The organism is Stenotrophomonas sp. FW305-C-20-S1 (genome assembly GCF_058783335.1).
This window is the reverse complement of the sequence record NZ_JBYTEK010000002.1, coordinates 122,677-137,381: the sequence shown is the minus strand read 5'-3', so window position 1 is coordinate 137,381 and position 14,705 is coordinate 122,677. Positions and strand designations below refer to the sequence as shown.

Annotated in this window: 13 protein-coding genes and 1 pseudogene; 10 read left to right on the top strand and 4 right to left on the bottom strand. The window is 66.0% G+C overall.

The window, feature by feature from the left end; translation table 11 throughout:
- Position 1: 1 nt before the first annotated feature.
- The 4 genes from AC3WTC_RS02315 (at position 2) to AC3WTC_RS02300 (ending at position 3,639) form a co-directional block, all read left to right on the top strand.
- The gene (locus tag AC3WTC_RS02315; protein WP_025878827.1) at positions 2–493 is read left to right on the top strand and encodes a hypothetical protein; all 492 of its coding nucleotides are present in this window, start codon (positions 2–4) and stop codon (positions 491–493) included.
- A gap of 132 nt (positions 494–625) precedes the next feature.
- A complete protein-coding gene (locus tag AC3WTC_RS02310) occupies positions 626–907 on the top strand; it encodes a YfhL family 4Fe-4S dicluster ferredoxin (RefSeq protein ID WP_025878828.1) in 282 nt (93 codons plus the stop codon).
- Entirely contained in the window at positions 904–2,631 is a 1,728-nt protein-coding gene (gene ggt, locus AC3WTC_RS02305; RefSeq protein WP_032977848.1) for a gamma-glutamyltransferase, read from the top strand. Before AC3WTC_RS02310 ends, ggt begins: the two co-directional genes overlap by 4 nt.
- A 120-nt stretch (positions 2,632–2,751) precedes the next feature.
- Positions 2,752–3,639, top strand: coding sequence for an MBL fold metallo-hydrolase (locus tag AC3WTC_RS02300; RefSeq protein ID WP_025878830.1), 888 nt, complete (start codon positions 2,752–2,754; stop codon positions 3,637–3,639).
- Positions 3,640–3,976: 337 nt separating this feature from the next.
- Here AC3WTC_RS02300 and AC3WTC_RS02295 read toward each other — a convergent pair whose 3' ends face one another.
- Both AC3WTC_RS02295 and upp read right to left on the bottom strand, forming a co-directional pair.
- Positions 3,977–4,270 carry a PsiF family protein gene (locus tag AC3WTC_RS02295; protein ID WP_025878831.1) on the bottom strand — a complete coding sequence of 98 codons (294 nt, stop codon included), beginning with the start codon at positions 4,268–4,270 and terminating at the stop codon, positions 3,977–3,979.
- A 117-nt stretch (positions 4,271–4,387) separates the two neighbouring features.
- On the bottom strand, positions 4,388–5,020 hold the full coding sequence (gene upp, locus AC3WTC_RS02290; protein WP_025878832.1) for a uracil phosphoribosyltransferase: 633 nt from the start codon (positions 5,018–5,020) through the stop codon (positions 4,388–4,390).
- Positions 5,021–5,173: 153 nt separating this feature from the next.
- Here upp and AC3WTC_RS02285 point away from each other — a divergent pair, with 153 nt between their 5' ends.
- The 4 genes and pseudogenes from AC3WTC_RS02285 to AC3WTC_RS02270 form a co-directional block, all read left to right on the top strand.
- Positions 5,174–7,732 (top strand): TonB-dependent receptor, encoded by a 2,559-nt coding sequence (locus AC3WTC_RS02285; protein ID WP_492710366.1) that lies wholly within the window; start codon positions 5,174–5,176, stop codon positions 7,730–7,732.
- Positions 7,733–7,743: 11 nt separating this feature from the next.
- A complete protein-coding gene (locus AC3WTC_RS02280; RefSeq protein ID WP_425513363.1) occupies positions 7,744–8,850 on the top strand; it encodes an NHL repeat-containing protein in 1,107 nt (368 codons plus the stop codon).
- Positions 8,851–8,903: 53 nt separating this feature from the next.
- Positions 8,904–10,211 (top strand): purple acid phosphatase family protein, encoded by a 1,308-nt coding sequence (locus tag AC3WTC_RS02275; protein WP_492710446.1) that lies wholly within the window; start codon positions 8,904–8,906, stop codon positions 10,209–10,211.
- Positions 10,212–10,221: 10 nt separating this feature from the next.
- A pseudogene (locus AC3WTC_RS02270) lies at positions 10,222–10,356 on the top strand (inorganic diphosphatase); the annotation flags it as partial.
- A gap of 105 nt (positions 10,357–10,461) precedes the next feature.
- On the opposite strand, the gene AC3WTC_RS02265 reads toward AC3WTC_RS02270, so the two are convergent.
- Entirely contained in the window at positions 10,462–11,043 is a 582-nt protein-coding gene (locus tag AC3WTC_RS02265) for a hypothetical protein (protein ID WP_492710364.1), read from the bottom strand.
- A 112-nt stretch (positions 11,044–11,155) separates the two neighbouring features.
- Between AC3WTC_RS02265 and AC3WTC_RS02260 the strand changes: the two genes are divergently transcribed.
- Both AC3WTC_RS02260 and AC3WTC_RS02255 read left to right on the top strand, forming a co-directional pair.
- Complete coding sequence (locus AC3WTC_RS02260; RefSeq protein WP_492710362.1) at positions 11,156–12,571, top strand: cryptochrome/photolyase family protein; 1,416 nt, start codon at positions 11,156–11,158, stop codon at positions 12,569–12,571.
- A gap of 141 nt (positions 12,572–12,712) precedes the next feature.
- Positions 12,713–13,408: a YiaD family glycine zipper/OmpA-like lipoprotein gene (locus tag AC3WTC_RS02255; RefSeq protein WP_025878838.1), complete on the top strand. Its 696-nt coding sequence runs from the start codon at positions 12,713–12,715 to the stop codon at positions 13,406–13,408.
- A gap of 181 nt (positions 13,409–13,589) precedes the next feature.
- On the opposite strand, the gene AC3WTC_RS02250 is transcribed toward AC3WTC_RS02255, so the two are convergent.
- Entirely contained in the window at positions 13,590–14,621 is a 1,032-nt protein-coding gene (locus tag AC3WTC_RS02250; protein WP_025878839.1) for a LysR family transcriptional regulator, read from the bottom strand.
- Positions 14,622–14,705 lie beyond the last annotated feature (84 nt).

Genomic DNA, 14,705 nt, shown 5'->3' with positions numbered 1-14,705 from the left:
CATGAACAACACCATGCGCGCGATGCTGATCGCTTCGTTTGCCCTGGCTTTCACCGCCTGCAAGAAGGAAGAAGCCGCTCCGGTCGACGAAGCCAAGCAGGCGCTGGTCGCGCCGGCCAAGGAAGACGACGCAGGCTGGAAGAAGTACCTGCAGGAAGTGGCCATCCAGAACATGGGCAACATCACCAACAGCCCGTTCCTGTACTACCTGTCGCCGGAATCGGATCCGGACTTCCAGGCCAAGTACGAGCGCCAGACCGAAAGCGCGACCCAGGCCGTGGCCCGTGGCGTGCAGCCGGGCAACATGCTGGCCTTCGGTTCGTCGGCCTCGGGCAAGATGGCTGACATGATCCAGACCGTGTTCAAGGATGTCTCGCCGGATTCGATGAAGGGCGTGCGCGTCGTCTTCATCGGCCAGTCTGCCGACAACGCCCGCGTGCAGGCCGTGGTCCAGCCGACCGGTGCCGAGTACATTTTCGTCGAAGCCAAGTAAGACCGAGCCGAGGCGGTCGTGCTTCGGCACGGCCCGGGCGGCGCCCTGCGATGGGCGCCGCTGATGACCTGACCGGCCCGCGCGCCCGCGCAGGCCGGTCCTTGTCCCAAGGCGCGGGCGTGGAGTATCGCCATGTCGCTGAAAATCAATGAGCTCTGCGTCAACTGCGACGTATGCGAGCCGGCCTGCCCGAACCAGGCCATCACGATGGGTGAAACCATCTACGTGATCGACCCCGCCCGCTGTACCGAGTGCGTGGGCCATTTCGACGAACCGCAGTGCGTGGTCGTCTGCCCGGTCGAATGCATCGACCCCGATCCGGACATCGTCGAAACCGAAATCGAGCTGCTGGCCAAGTTGCGCCAACTGCAGCACGATCATCCCGAACTCTATGCGGAGCCCCCATCCGAATGAAGTCGTTCGCCCGCCCCCTGTTGCTGCTCGGCCTGCTGCTGAGTTCCGTCGCCTGGGCTGATGCCCCGGTCCGTGCCGAGCGCCCCGATGGCGCGGCCATCGCCAGCGGTCACGCCCTGGCCACCCAGGCCGGTGTCGACATCCTGGCCCAGGGCGGCAACGCCTTCGACGCGGCGGTGGCGGTGTCCTCCACCTTGGCAGTGGTCGAGCCGATCAGCTCCGGTCTTGGTGGCGGCGGCTTCTTCCTGCTGCATGATGCGGCTACCGGCAAGGACGTGATGCTGGACGCGCGCGAGACCGCGCCGGCCGCGGCCACGCCGCAGGCCTTCCTCGACAAGAAGGGTGACCTGGACCGCGACCGCTCGGTCAACGGCCCGTGGTCGGCCGGCATTCCGGGCCTGCCGGCGGCGCTGGTCGAACTGTCGGCCAAGCACGGCAAGCTGCCGCTGGCGGCATCGTTGCAGCCGGCGATCCGCATCGCGCGTGAAGGCTTCCCGGTGTACGACCGCATGGCCAAGGGCTATGCCTCGCGCCGTGAAGTGATGGAGCGTTATCCCGGTACGCGCGAGGTCTACCTGCGCAATGGCAAGCCGATCGCCACCGGTGACCTGTTCAAGCAGCCGGAACTGGCGCAGACCCTGGAGCGCCTGGCGGCCGGTGGCTTCGACGGCTTCTACAAGGGCCAGACCGGCAAGCTGCTGCTGGCCGGCGTGAAGCAGGCGGGCGGCAAGTGGACCGCCGAAGAGCTGGCCGGCTACCGCGTCAAGCAGCGTGCGCCGATCGTCTTCAACTACAACGGCTGGAAGATCACCACCGCACCGCCGCCGTCCTCCGGTGGCATCGCCCTGGCCAGCATGCTGCAGATCCTGGAAGGCTGGGACATCAAGCAGATGGATGCCGCGCACCGCACCCATCTGGTGGTCGAGTCGATGCGTCGTGCCTACCGTGACCGCACCTTCTTCCTCGGCGATCCGGATTTCGTGCAGATCCCGCAGAAGGTGCTGGCCAGCAAGGATTACGCGCAGGGCCTGCGCGCAACCATCCACCCGGAAAAGGCGACCCCCAGCGACCTGCTGTCGGGCAACCCGACGCCGCTGGAGGATGACGAGACCACCCATTTCTCGATCATCGACCGTGATGGCAACCGTGTCGGTGCCACCCAGACCGTCAACCTGCTGTACGGCTCGGGCCTGATTCCGAAGGGCACCGGCGTGCTGCTGAACAACGAGATGGACGACTTCGCGCTGAAGCCGGGAACGCCCAATGCCTTTGGCGTGATGGGCTACGCGGCCAACGCGCCGAAGCCGGGCAAGCGCATGCTCAGCTCGATGACGCCCACCTTCATGGAAAACGACGACAAGGTGATCGTGCTGGGCACGCCCGGTGGCAGCCGCATCATCACCATGGTGCTGCTGGGTATCCTGGGCTACGACGCTGGCCTGGATGCGCAGCAGGTCGCCGCGCTGCCGCGCTACCACCACCAGTGGCTGCCGGACCTGATCGAAGCGGAAAGCAATGCTTTCGACGCTGGCACCATCAAGCAGCTGCAGGCGATGGGCCACAAGATCGACCTGCCAGGCGAGGTCGCTGCCGGCGGCCGCGGCTCCAGCCACGTGTGGGGCAACCTGCAGACGGTGGAGTGGGACCGCAAGGCCAACAAACTGTTTGGCGGCAGTGACCCGCGCAACCCGGTCGGCAGTGCCCAGGTCGTGCCGGCTCCCTGATCCGGCGGCAGCGCCGGGCCATGCCCGGCGGACGCAAACCTGAGAACCCCGCCCGCAACGGCGGGGTTTTTCATTTTCCCACTAGCGATTATTTAACGAGCGGCCACCGATAATTGCGTCATGAAACTATGGTCGATCCGCGGTAATACCCAACGCTTGGATGGCGGTGCAATGTTCGGCAACGCGCCGCGCGCGTTGTGGGAAAAGTGGGCAGCACCGGATGAGCTCAACCGCATCGAGCTGGCCTGTCGTGCGTTGTTGGCGAGCCCGCTGGAAGGCAAGACGGTGCTGTTCGAAACCGGCATCGGTGCGTTCTTCGAGCCGCGCATGCGCGAGCGCTATGGCGTGCAGGAAAGCCAGCATGTGCTGATCGATTCGCTGCGCGAAGCCGGCTTCGAGCACGAAGACATCGACGTGGTGGTGCTCAGCCATCTGCACTTCGACCACGCCGGCGGCCTGTTGGCCGCGTGGCACGAAGGCCGTGAACCGGAACTGCTGTTCCCCAATGCGACGTACGTGGTCGGGGCGCAGCACTGGCAGCGCGCGCTGCAGCCGCACCCGCGCGATCGCGCCAGCTTCATTCCAGAACTGCCGGGCCTGCTGCAGGCCAGTGGCCGCCTGGAAGTGGTGGACGGCGAGTATTCGAAGGTGCTGGGCCACAGCGTGCGTTTCAGCTACAGCGACGGGCACACGCCGGGGCTGATGCTGGCCGAGATCGTCGGGCAGGCACGCGCAGGCGAGGGGGCGCACGGCGGCGTGGTGTTCTGCGCCGATCTGATTCCGGGTCGCTCGTGGGTGCACGTGCCGATCACCATGGGGTACGACCGCAACGCCGAGCTGCTGATCGACGAGAAGCGGCAGTTCCTGGAAGACAAGCTGGCGCGCAACGTGCATCTGTTCTTCACCCATGACCCGCAGGTGGCGCTGGCGCAGGTCGGGCGGGATGAGAAGGGACGTTTCGTGACGCTGCATGAGCAGGGCGAACTGAAGGCGCGCGCGCTGGGGTGAGGTTTGCCGGCAGGGCTGCGCCCTGCACCTGCCGAATCAACGGCAACAGCAACAGCAACAGCGGGCTATCCGTGGGTTGGCGGGGCGGTGTCGGATGGCGGGGACGCCGCAAGTACGTCCTTGTAGGCTTGGCAGCCGCATCCATGCGGCTGACACCCCGCAATCCGACACCGCCCCGCCTTCGACAGATTTCCGGTGACGGATGGGACACCCGTTGGATCTTTCGGGGTCGGATCCCGTTTCTGGGCAACGGGCTCTGACCCCATTCGACGGACAGGTTCCAAGTGACGGTCAGTAGATCCACGCCATGCGTGGATGGGGCCTTTCTTCGCTGTTTTTACGATGCCTTGAGGCAGCTGCTCATGAAGGTCTTGCGGGCGTCGCCGGCGAGCTTTTGGGTGGCGGCGTCTGCGTTGCACTTCTTCATGCGCTCCTGCGGCGTGGCAGGGGTTGCCGGTGCGGCTGCGTGCGAACTCAGGCATGCGCTCTGCGCGGACTTGTAGGCGTCGCCTTTCAGCCCTTTGTTCTTTGCCGAACAGTCGGCCATGCGCTGTTGCTGTGGGGTGGCTGCGTTGGCGGCAATCGGGAGGCCGACCAGCAGGGCGGCGGCGAGCAGCAAAGAGGCTTTCATGGTGGCTCCAGGGCAGGGCGGGTGCGCGGAGCATTCGCCCGTTGCCGCAAAGCCGGCGTGAAGGTGCCTGGAGCAGGTGGAGCACTTCCTTTCGAAAGCGCTCCGACCCGGTCGATCTCAGCCCACGCGGGTACCGAAGATGCGGTCGCCGGCATCACCCAGGCCCGGCAGGATGTAGCCCTTGTCGTTGAGCTGCGCATCGATCGCGGCGGTGTAGATCTCCACGTCCGGGTGCACGGCCTTCACCGCTTCGATGCCCTCAGGTGCGGCAACCAGGAAGATGCCCTTGATCCGGCGTGCGCCGGCGCGCTTGAGCATGTCGATGGTGGCGATCAGGGTGCCGCCGGTGGCCAGCATCGGGTCGAGGATCAGCGCGTCGCGCTCTTCCAGGCGGCCGGTCAGGCGCTCGAAGTAGGGCACCGGCTGCAGGGTTTCCTCATCGCGCTGCAGGCCGACTACGCTGACACGGGCGGCCGGGATCAGCGACAGCACGCCGCTGAGCATGCCCAGGCCGGCGCGCAGGATCGGCACCACGGTGATCTTGGCGCCGGCGATGCGTTGCACGGTGACCGGGCCGGACCAGCCCGGCAGGGTGTGCGGCTCGGTTTCCAGGTCGGCGGTGGCCTCGTAGGCCAGCAGCGTGCCCAGTTCGTTGGCCAGTTCGCGGAAATCCTTGGTGCTGAGCGCGGCGTTGCGCATCAGGCCGATCTTGTGCTGCACCAGCGGGTGGCGCACTTCGACGATCTTCATGGGAGGGTCTGGCAGAAGGGGAGGCCCCCATTTTAAGCGGAATGCGCGGTGGTGCCGAGCCGGGTCCGGCAGGCCAGGCTCCACCGGTGTCATGCCCATGCAACCTGCCGGACATACCGTGCTGACCCAATCTTTACACCGTTGGGGATAGCTGTGCAGAAGAAGAACACGTTGGGCCTGGCAATCAGCCTCTCGCTGCTGGTGACGGCCAGCCCGTCGGTGCTGGCGGCCGAAAACGCTGCCGCTGCCGTGGCAGGGGGGGCCGCCGCAGCGACCGATCTGGACCGCATAGAAGTGCGTGCGCAGCTGGAATCGCAGGTACGCGCCGTCGACCTGAAGCGCAGCAGCGATGCCATCGAAGACGCCGTGTCCTCCGACGCGCTGGGCCAGTACCCGGACAAGAACGTGGCCGAGTCGCTGCAGCGCCTGCCGGGCATCAGCGTGACCCGCGACCAGGGGGAAGGCCGGTTCGTGGTGGTGCGTGGCCTGGATGCCAACCTCAACAGCGTCAGCGTCGACGGCATCGCCATCGGCACCCCGGAAGATTCCAGCCGCGCGGCGCCGCTGGATGTGATTCCGTCCGATTCGACCGAGCGCCTGCGCGTGGTCAAGTCGCCGACCCCGGACATGCCGGGCGACGCCATCGGCGGCGCGATCCTGGTTGAATCGGCCTCGGCCTTCGATCGTGACGGCCGCAGCCTGCGTGGCAAGATTGAAGCCAGCCACCAGCAGCTGTCCGGCGAAACCAGCCCGAAGGCGGCCTTCAACTACAGCGAAGTGTTCAACGACACCTTCGGCGTCGCGCTGGGCGTGAACTACCAGAAGCGCACGTTCGAATCGGACAACACCGAAGTGGAGTACGACGGCGAAGACGATGCCGCACCGGGCGACGTCACCGCGATCAACCTGCAGCACCGCAAATACGAAATCGAGCGCAAGCGCATCGGCGCCAACCTCAACCTGGACTGGCGCCCGAACGAGGACAGCAAGTACTACCTGCGTGCGCTGTACAGCCAGTTCGATGATGCCGAAACCCGCCAGCGGGTGATCTTCAACTTCGATGACGCGAAGATGGTGAAGACCGGTACCGACCAGTACCGGTTGGACGGCATGCCGAAGGATTCCATCGACAAGCGCATGCGCTACCGCACCAAGGAAGAGAACACCTTTGCGGCCAGCCTGGGCGGCGAGAACACGCTGACCAACGCCGTGGTCGATTACAAGGTGGGTTTCACCCGCACCGAAGAGCGGGTGAACGATGAAATGGAGGCGCGCTTCAAGCTCAACGGCAAGGCCTTCAACGGTACGCTGGACCAGAGCAGTCGAATGCCCAGCTACAGCTTCGACAATCCGCAGTGGCTGGACAACGCGAACTACGCGTTCGACCGCTTCGTGATTTCACCCAAGCAAGTGAACGACAAGGAGCACAGCGCACAGGTCAACGTCCGCTTCGACGGCGACAGCAGCAGCATCAAGTTCGGCCTGCTGGGGCGCTGGCGCGACCGCGACGTCAACGTCGACGAAAGCGAACTGCGCGTCGGCCCGAAGGTTGCCCTGTCCAGCTGGACCACCGGCTCCCCGGATCACCGCCACGGCACCCTGGGTGACGGCATGGATTCGGACGCGATGCGCGCGTACTGGGCGGCCAACCGTGGCCAGTTCAGTGCTCGCCCGCAGGATGTCGGCGCCAACGCGATGACCTCGCTGGAAGAGGACTACACCGCCAGTGAAGACATCTTCGCCAGCTACGCCATGGGGACCTGGGATGTCGGTGCGCTGCGCATCATCGGTGGTGTGCGTGTGGAGAACACGCGCTTCAGGGCCGAAGGCAACCAGGTCGATGTGGCGGCCAACGGCCGCAGCTACACCGTAACCCCGCGCGTGGCCAACAGCAGCTATACCAACGTACTGCCGGGCCTGCACCTGCGCTATGACGCGGCCGATGACTGGGTGCTGCGCGCGTCGGCCAACAAGACCGTTTCGCGCCCGTCCTTCGGCGATATCTCGCCGCGCGTCGGCTACAGCCGCGGCGACGAGGAAGTGCGCCTGGGCAATCCTGAGCTGGACCCGTACGAGTCGAGGAACATCGACCTGTCGGTGGAGAAGTACCTCGGCAGCACCGGCATCGTTTCGCTCGGTCTGTTCCACAAGTCCATCGACGGCTATATCGTCGAGACGGTGCGCACCAATGATCCGGCCTACGGTGGTTTCGACGTGACCCAGCCGATCAATGGCCGCAAAGCCACCGTGCGTGGTGCGGAGCTGAACTGGCAGCAGCAGCTGGCCTTCCTGCCCGCCGGCCTGGACGGCCTGCTGGTGGGCGCCAGCGGCACCTGGCTGGATACCGGATTCGACGCTGGCATCGAGGCTCGCGCCGGTGAGGATTTCACCCTGCCGCGTGCCTCCAAGCACGTGTACAGCGCCCACATCGGCTATGAAAAGTACGGCCTGAGCACCCGTCTGGCGGCGGTGTACCGCAGCGAGTACCTGGACAGCATCGGCAAGGGCCGTGCGTTCGACATCTACGTCGCGCCCAACACCCAGCTGGACTTCTCGCTGGACTACAAGTTCAACGCGAACGTAAGCGTGTACTTTGAAGCGCAGAACCTGCTGGACAAGCCGTTGGAGCTGTACCAGGGCACGCGCTCGCGCACCCTGCAGATGGAAGAGTATGGCCGCACCTACGCCGTGGGCCTGAAGGTGGCGCTGTGATGGCGCGTTGCATGACCCTGATGGCGGCCTCGCTGGCAGCCGTTCTTGCCGCCGGCTGCACGCCGGCCGCGGACAAGGCGCCGGCAGCGGCTGCAGCGACCGGCGCTGTGGCACCGGTCGAGCGCAACGTGGCGACCATCGCCGAGGCCTTCCTGACCCCGATGACCCCGGCCGACAACATCGATTCGCCCGCGTCCTGGCAGGCGCCGGATGGCAAGACCTGGCTGATCGCCACGGCCAAGGCCACCGACAAGCTGGTGGTCTACGACGGCAGCAACGGCCAGCACCTGCGCGACGTCGGCAGCACCGGCACCGGCCTGGGCCAGTTCGATCGTCCCAACGGCATCGCGGTGATCGATGACCTGCTGTGGATCGTCGAGCGCGACAACCACCGTGTGCAGGTGCTTTCGCTGCCGGACTTCACTCCGTTGGCCACCTTCGGTGCCGACGACCTGCGCAAGCCCTACGGCCTGTGGGTGGACCGCCGTGCCGATGGCTACAGCGTCTACGTCACCGACTCCTGGGACAACGGCGAGGACGCACAGGGCAAGGACATCCTGCCGCCGCTGGCTGAGCTGGACAAGCGCGTGCGCCAGTACCACGTGTCCCGCGATGGCACGAAGGTGCAGGCAACACTGTCGGCCAGCATCGGTGATACCAGCGAAGCCGGCGCGTTGCGTGTGGTTGAATCGATCTGGGGAGATCCGGCCAATGATCGCCTGCTGATCGCCGAAGAGGACGAAAGCTACGCCAGCGAATTCAAGGTCTACACCCTCGCGGGGCGCTTCACCGGCACCACCTTCGGTCGCGACGTGTTCAAGGCGCAGGCCGAAGGCGTGATGCTGCGCACCTGCGGCAAGGACGGCTGGTGGATCACCACCGAGCAGGGCAAGCAGCGCAGCGTGTTCCATCTGTTCGACCGCCATACGCTGAAGCCGGTGGGTGCGTTCCAGGGCAATACCGTGGCCAACACCGATGGCATCTGGATGATGCAGCAGCCGACGCCACGCTTCCCGCACGGTGCCCTGTATGCGGTGCACGATGACCAGGGTGTGGTGGCCTTCGACTGGGAGAGCATCGCCAAGCAGTTGGCCCTGCCGCTGGAGTGTGGCTCGTGAGCGCGCGTTTGGTGCGCTTGCTTGCGATCGGGCTGCTGCTGGCATTGCCATCGATGGCGATGGCTGCGGCCGAGCCCAATACGCAGGTGCCGTCGGGCAGCCGCTACTACGCGGCCACGCCGGTGCCGGACCGCATCGTTGCCTCTCCATCGGTCGACCCCAGCCACGGCTTCGCAGTGGCCTGGCGCACCGATGGCAGCGTGCAGTCGCCGCTGCTGGAAATCGCACGGGCCGACGATTCGCCGGCCATCGAGGGCATCGTCCAGGTGCGCGCGAAGACCCAGGTGCTGCAGACCGAGAACGGCCTGTCGCATCATCATCGCGCCGACATCGATGGTTTGCAGCCGGACACCCTGTATGTCTACCGCGTACAGGGCAATGGCAGCTGGAGCGCGTGGAACCAGCTGCGTACGCTTGCCGCTGCCGACCAGCCGCTGACCCTGCTGTATTTCGGCGATACCCAGAACAAGAACGTCAGCCATGTAAGCCGCGTGGTGCGGGCTGCACAGAAGGCCGCGCCGGATGCGCGGATCAGTCTGTTTGCCGGCGACCTGGTCAGCGGTGGCGACAACATGGACGACAGCGAATGGGGCGAATGGTTTGCCGCCACCAGCTGGCTGGCACAGGAGACGCTGGTGGCGCCGGCGATCGGCAACCACGAGTACTTCGAGGAATTCGAGGACACGCCACAGGAGCGCCGCGTGCTGGGCCGCCATTGGCCGGTGACCTTCGCCCTGCCGGGCAACGGTGTCAGCGCGGCGGCGGGTACCAGCTACTGGTTCGATGCACAGGGCGTGCGCGTGGCTGTGGTCGATGGCACCTCGGCGCTGGATCTCGGTACCGCCAAGGCGCAGGCACAGTGGTTGGACAAGGTGCTGGCCGGTAACCGGCAGCCGTGGACGATCGTGCTGCTGCACCAGCCGTTCTATTCGCCGCGCGAGGGCCGCGAGAATGCTGCCCTGCGCAAGGTGCTGCTGCCGGTGGTGCGCCGTCACAAGGTGGATCTGGTACTGCAGGGGCATGACCATACCTACGGCCGTCGCGGCGAAGGGCAGGCGGCAACACCGCAGTACGTTGTGACAGTGGCTGGACCGAAGCAGTACCGCCTGTCGGACGAGGCACGCAGGACGATGGACCCCGTGGGCGAAGACACCCAGCTGTTCCAGGTGTTGCGCATCGATCCGCAGCGCCTTCGCTACGAGGCCCGCACGGTGACCGGGCGCCTGTACGACGCCTTCGAGCTGAAGCGCGATGACAATGGCGGCAAGCAACGGGTGGAGCAGCGAGAGGGACGGATCACGCCGCGTGACTGCGCGCGTGCCCAGACCGCCAAGGGCCGCACCGACCGGTGCTGGGAGTGAGGAACGACCGATGAGCACGCGCCCGCGCCTCGTTCCGATGGCCGCCATTGCCGTTGCCCTGCTGCTGGTGGTGGGCGCGGTGGCTGCTGCCGATACCGTACTGCACCCGTTCCTGGCCGCTCAGCCGGAGCAGGTGCCGCAGGAAAGAACGACGGACGGGTGATCAGCGAAGCGATGCAGCAGTCCAGAAGTGGATCCATGCCACGCGTGGATTGAACCTTTCCGTGCACCATCCGCGCATGGCGTGGCTCTACTGCATCGCGTCCAGGAACAGTTCTGCTTCATCCGTGCTGCCCAGCACCACAGCGACAGCGCGCAGCGCCGCTTCGCGATGAACCGGACGGATCCCGCCATCATCGTCATCGCTGTACAGATCCTCATCGGCATCGAGGTAAACGCTGCCGGCCGCAGCCAACGCGGCCATCAGGGTCGGCACGTCGGCGGCGAACCCGCCGGCGTCCCAGTGGCCCGCACCATGACGGGCGAACAGTACGCGGCCGTCGTCGATGTCGAGGATGAGGGGATCGGCGCCACGGTCGGCGATCACCAGCCACTGCGCCGGCCAATCGCTGATCGGTTCGCCATCGTTGCCGTTCCAGCGATAGCCTGCCTGGTAGGCCCACAGGCGCTGCAAGGGCGGTATCCACACCTCAAGGCCTGGAATGGTGATGCCGCAGGGGCCTTTTGCAGGATTGAATACCTCGCCGAACGGGCCGACGCGTGCGTAGAATCCGGCCAGCACGTCCGGCAGCGGGAACGGCCCCTGCCACGCGTCGGCGGATTGCAGTTGCAGGGGGCCGAATCGGGCAAACGTGGCGCGTAGATCATCCATGACGAGGGCCGGGCGGAAGCGGAAGAGCGCGCAGCCTAGCAGAGCCGGTCGCACGCATCGCCTTCACCGTCACTGGCTATCATGGCCGCCCAGCAACTGAGAGGCAGTGCACGTGTCGGTAGCGTTGGTATGGTTCCGTCGGGACCTGCGGTTGCAGGACAATCCGGCGCTGCAGGCGGCGCTGGAAGCGGGCCACGCTGTGGTGCCGGTGTACATCCACGCGCCGCACGAAGAGGGCGAGTGGGCGCCGGGCGCGGCCTCCAATGCGTGGCGCCATCGTTCGCTGGCGGCACTGGATGCCGACCTGCGTGCACGGGGTTCATCGCTGGTGCTGCGTGCCGGTGACAGCCTGCCGACCCTGCTGGAGCTGGTGCAGCAGACCGGCGCTGAAGCGGTGTACTGGAACCGCAAGTACGAACCGGCCACGCAATCGCGCGATGCCGCCATCAAACGCACGTTGCGCGAGCAGGGCATCGATGCGCAGAGCTGCAACGGCAGCCTGCTGTTCGAGCCCTGGGACATCGCCACCCAGCAGGGGCAGCCGTACAAGGTATTCACTCCGTACTGGCGCAACGTACTCAGCCACTGGCGTTTGCCCGCCTTGCGGGCCGCACCGGAGACGCTGCCGGCGCATACGGTCGACAGCCTCGCGCTGGATACGCTGCAGCTGGCGCCCACGCTTCACTGGGATACCGGGTTCTGGGAACACTGGCAGCCGGGCGAGACCGGTGCGATCGAGGCGTTGTCCGTGTTCGAGGATGGTGCGCTGCGCGGCTATCGCGAGCAGCGCGACCTGCCGGACCGGATCGGTACCTCGCGGCTGTCGCCGCACCTGCATTTCGGCGAAATCGCGCCGTGGCGCATCGCCCACGCGCTGGAAGGCCTGCGCAGTGCCGGTACCGATGCTGACATCGATGGCTACCTGCGCCAGCTTGGCTGGCGTGACTTTGCCCATCACCTGCTGCACCACTTCCCGAAGACGCCCACCGACAACCTCAATCCACGCTTCGATCGCTTCCCGTGGGCCAGCCCCAGTGCCGCCCAGCTGCACGACTGGCAGCGCGGCAATACCGGCGTCCCCATCGTCGATGCTGGCCTGCGCGAGCTCTGGCATACCGGCTACATGCACAACCGGGTGCGGATGATCGTTGCCAGCTACCTGTGCAAACACCTGCGCGCGCATTGGCTGCACGGTGCGCGCTGGTTCTGGGACACGCTGGTGGATGCCGACCTGGCCAACAACACGATGGGCTGGCAGTGGGTGGCCGGCACCGGTGCAGACGCGGCTCCGTATTTCCGCGTGTTCAATCCCGTCACACAGGCCGAGAAGTTCGATCCGCAGGCGCGCTACATCAGCCGCTGGGTGCCTGAGCTGGCGGCGCTGCCGGTGAAAGCGCGGTTCGCTCCATGGCAGCATCCGCACCTGCTGGCCGAACGCGCGCCGGGCTACCCACGCACGCCGCTGGTGGACCTCGCCGCTGGCCGGGATGCCGCTCTGGCCGCCTACCGTCAGTCGGCGGCGGGGTAAAGCGCTGGCTGAGCGGTCCAGACAGCTAGCTGAACACGCCCCTGTCGACCGGCGTGATCATCATCCCGACATCGCGTCCGGCTGTTTATCCTCGTTGCCGCCCGCAAGCCGCCGGCCCGACCGGAAACCAAGGAGAACATCATGATCCGCAACACCACCCGCAACGTCGCACTGGCCCTGATGAGTGCGGCCGTCCTGTCGGCCTGCGCCACCGGCGGCTCCTATGTGCAGAGTGATCCGTACGGCAACCCGACCGAGCAGCAGAACCGCACCGGCCGCAATGCCCTGATCGGTACCGCCATCGGCGTGGCCGCGGGCCTGCTGTCCGGCGACAGCGCGACCGAGCGTCGCCAGCATGCGCTGATCGGCGCGGGCATCGGCGCACTCAGTGGCGCCGCGGTGGGCCAGTACCAGGATCGCCAGGAGCGCGCGCTGCGCGAGCGCACCGCCAACACCGGCATCGACGTCGAGCGCCAGGGCGACAACATCATGCTGAACCTGCCCGACGGCATCACCTTCGACTTCGGCAAGTCGGCACTGAAGCCGCAGTTCTACGGCTCGCTCAATGGCGTTGCCGGCACCCTGCGTGACTACAACCAGACCATGATCGAAGTGGTCGGCCACACCGACAGCATCGGCAGCGACGCGGTCAACAACCGCCTGTCCAAGGAGCGTGCTGATTCGGTTGCGCAGTACCTGATCGGCCAGGGCGTGCAGAGCGTGCGCATCGAAACCTTGGGCGCGGGCAAGGCCTACCCGATCGCTGACAACAGCACCGATGCCGGCCGTGCCAAGAACCGCCGCGTCGAGATCCGCGTGATTCCTCTCAAGCAATAACGCGCAGCGTTATTGCTGTTCCGGCGCAGCCGGAACGAAAATGCCGCCCTTGCAGGCGGCATTTTCTGTAGGTGCCGAGTGTGCTCGGCACGCCGATAGCCCATGTGGAAAGCCGCGCCGACCAAGGTCGGCATCTACCAGAGGCGATCCAGCAGCAGGGTACAGGCGGCATCGCTGCAGCTTACGCCGCCGAAGCAGCCACCTTTTCCAGGATCCGCTTGCCGCTGCTCGCCAGCGCCGCTTCTTCCTGTTCCTGCTGCTGCCGCGCCAGCTTCGCACCGGGGCACTGCGCCAGCATGTAGTTGGCGTCGAAGTTGAGCTTCTCTACCAGGAAATCGACGAACGCGCGCACCTTCGGCGAGACCAGCCGGCCACCGGCGAACACCGCGTTGAAATCCACTTCCGGGCCGGTCCAGCCGGCCAGAACCCGGCGCACCATGCCCGACTCGACGAACGGCTTGGCCATCACGTCGCCGGTCAGCAGCAGACCTTCGCCACACACCAGCGCGCCATTCAGCGCAGACATGTCGTTGGCCGTCATCAGCGGCGTCACCGGGAAGTCGCGCAGCTCGCCACCGTTCTCGCCCAGCTGCCAGGTAAAGCGTGGCGAATTGCCGGTGTGGTACGGCTTGCGCATGGCCAGGATGCGGTGGAACTGCAGCTCTTCCGGATGCAGCGGTTCGCCGTAGCGCTCGATGTAGGCCGGGCTGGCGAATACCTGCGTGCGCAGGCTGCCGAGCTTGCGCGCCACCAGGTTGGAATCGGGCAGGGCACCCACGCGCAGGGCAAGATCGGCCTCACCGGCGATCAGGTCCAGCTTCTCGTTGCCCATGTGCATGTCCAGGCGGATTTCCGGGTACTGCGCATGGAACTGGCCCAGCAGCGGTGCGATCCAGGTGATGCCGATCGAATAGGGCACGGTGAAGCGCAACCATCCGCGTGGACCAGACTGCAGCTGGCTGACCGCGCTTTCGGCTTCTTCAAGTTCGCGCGCGATGCGCTGGCAATGCTCGTGATAGATCGAGCCGGCTTCGGTGAGGCCGAGGCGGCGCGTGGTCCGGTGCAGCAGGCGCGCACCCAGGCGCGTCTCAAGTTCCTGCACTTTGCGGCTGACCGTGGTCTTGGGCAGGCCGAGCGATTTGGCAGCCGCGATGAAGCTGCCTTGCTCGACCACTTTGACGAAGATCAGCGTCTCGTTGAGATCGTGGGACATGGTCAGGGATCCTGGACGTCGGGGATGGGGCAATCGTGACAGAACGATTGGACCGGGGACGGGATGATTATTCCCCTTAATCAG